The following is a 1,983-nucleotide window of genomic DNA, read 5'->3' as shown; positions in this document are numbered from 1 at the left end:
AAGGGCACGAGCTGCTTGGTGAGCACCAGGCGGCCGAGCATGGCGAAGCCCATGGCCGGCAGGATGTTGGCGGCAACGCCAAAGCCAGCAAGAACAAAGTCGGGGATAAAGTCGAGCACGCCCTGGATAGCGTCAGCACCCAGATAGAACGACAGCGAGCACAGCAGGAACGCCATGATGATGCCGGTTAAACCGATCAGGAAGTGCATCGCATAGACACCCTTAAGGTTGCCCTGGCCGGAGAAGACATCAGCGCGGTCAACCAGGATCGGCAGGGCGGCGTTGAGGATATTCTTGATGGCAAGGCACAGCGTGGCGATGGGCATGGCAAGCGCGATGGCTGCCTCGGTGCTCTGGCCCAGCTGGATAGCGAAGGCGCAGGCGAGCACGCCGCCGATCGTCTCATCAGGCGGCACGTAGGCGCCGATGGAGATCGAGCCCATGAACAGCAGCTCCAGACTCGCACCGATCGCGAGGCCGGACTGCAGGTCCCCCAGCACCAGACCCACGAGCGGGCACAGGACGATGGGGCGGAACGCATAGAGCGTACCGAGCTGGCAGTCGAACTTACCAAATGCGGCGATAAGTCCGATGAGGATTGCTTGGGTAAGCATACATCCCCCTTTCCTAATAGGACACTACGAAGAGCTCAGACTCTTCGAATTCAAACGCCTAGAGCACGCTGGCGCAGTCAACCTTGGGGTCATCGGCCAGGGGTCGAATCTCGACCTCAACGCCACGATCCAGCATCTCGCGCACATCGGCTTCCTCGGCTGCGGTCAGGAAGATCTGACGAGAGACCTGACGAGCATCGGGGCGCTTCTCGTCCTTGGGCTTGGTGTTGCCCAGGTTGACCGACTTAATCTGCGGGCAGCCCTCAACAAGCTGCTTTGCCTCAGCGATGGTGGCAACGCAGATGATCATCTTGTACTTGTCGGTCACGCCCGAGTTGATAGCCTCGATGGCATTCGCCATATCCTTGATGACGAGCTTGCAGCCGGCAGGCTTGCCCATCTTGAGCGTCGTCTTCCACACCGGGTCGTTGGCGACCTTATCGCCCACGCAGAAGATGCAGTTGGAGCCGAGGCCCTGAACCCAAGAGACCGCGACCTGGCCATGAAGCAGGCGATGGTCAACGCGAAGTAGCTGAATCATAATGTGACCCCCAAAGGTCTTGTGCCGTCTTACGGCGTGTCAGTAGGTGCTACGGATTAGAACTCTTCTTCCTCGTCGTCATCGACCAAAAGATCGTTGACGAACTTCACGCGCGTATCGTCCGCAGCGACGATGGCGCGAATCGTCTCTTCAACCGGCGCCGACTCGTCAGAGAACAGCAGCTGGATGAGCAGAGGAAGGTTCATGTTGGTAACGAGGTACGTGCGGGGACGCGTCTGGACGATCTTGGTGAACTCGTTGTTGACGCTGCCGCCAAAGAGGTCGGTGCAGACAACGACATCATCGTCGGCAGCCATGCCTGCCAGCAGTTTTTGGGCCTCCTCGGCCACGTCCATGCGGTCATCGACGAACATTGAAAGATCGTGGACGTTGTCGCGAGCGCCCGAGAGCAGTTCGACGCTCTCCTTGATGCCGGTAGCGAAGTGCGCATGGCTGGCGATGATGTACTGTCTCATTCTGTGTTCCTCTCAATAGCCCGGCACGTTCCCGCACCCGTTTTCTTTAGTAGTCGAACTGGTGATAGTAGCGACGATACTTGAGGTTGTGCTTGGTGACCGTCTCGTAGTAGCGAGCCAGGCGGTCGGTCACAAGCACCGTCAGAATCCACGGGGAGACGATGACGCGGAACTCGTCGTCAAGGCCGGGGATGGCGAACTCGGCGGTGTCGATGATGTTGATGTCGGTGTCGCCGGTCACGCCGCGGGTCAGGAAGGCGCGGACGCGCTCGTCGAGCTTGCGGTTCTCGTCCTCGCCCATGAACAGGAACACGGGGACGCCGGGCTCCACGAGCTCGAGGGTGCCGTGGAA

At 59.7% G+C, this 1,983-nt stretch carries 3 protein-coding genes and 1 pseudogene; all 4 read right to left on the bottom strand.

Features of this window, described 5'->3' with window-relative positions:
* Nucleotides 1-614: PTS mannose/fructose/sorbose/N-acetylgalactosamine transporter subunit IIC (locus GPK42_RS09590; RefSeq protein ID WP_215694932.1), on the bottom strand; the 614-nt coding region annotated here is incomplete at its 3' end.
* Nucleotides 615-672: 58 nt separating this feature from the next.
* The gene (locus tag GPK42_RS09585; protein ID WP_117646647.1) at nt 673-1,155 is read right to left on the bottom strand and encodes a PTS sugar transporter subunit IIB; all 483 of its coding nucleotides are present in this window, start codon (nt 1,153-1,155) and stop codon (nt 673-675) included.
* Between the two features lie 56 nt (nt 1,156-1,211).
* Entirely contained in the window at nt 1,212-1,631 is a 420-nt protein-coding gene (locus tag GPK42_RS09580; RefSeq protein ID WP_117744006.1) for a PTS sugar transporter subunit IIA, read from the bottom strand.
* A gap of 46 nt (nt 1,632-1,677) precedes the next feature.
* Nucleotides 1,678-1,983 (bottom strand): annotated as a pseudogene (locus GPK42_RS09575) (SIS domain-containing protein); the annotation flags it as partial.

The organism is Collinsella aerofaciens, assembly GCF_018785265.1.
In the GTDB taxonomy this organism is placed as follows: domain Bacteria; phylum Actinomycetota; class Coriobacteriia; order Coriobacteriales; family Coriobacteriaceae; genus Collinsella; species Collinsella aerofaciens_AI.
Note: the sequence above shows the minus strand (reverse complement) of the source record. Positions and strands in the feature narration are given on the sequence as shown.

What these genes read in the sequence shown, in the direction of transcription:
- GPK42_RS09585 (WP_117646647.1), bottom strand. Translation starts at nt 1,155, where the DNA reads ATGATTCAGCTACTTCGCGTTGACCATCGCCTGCTTCATGGCCAGGTC.
- GPK42_RS09580 (WP_117744006.1), bottom strand. Translation starts at nt 1,631, where the DNA reads ATGAGACAGTACATCATCGCCAGCCATGCGCACTTCGCTACCGGCATC.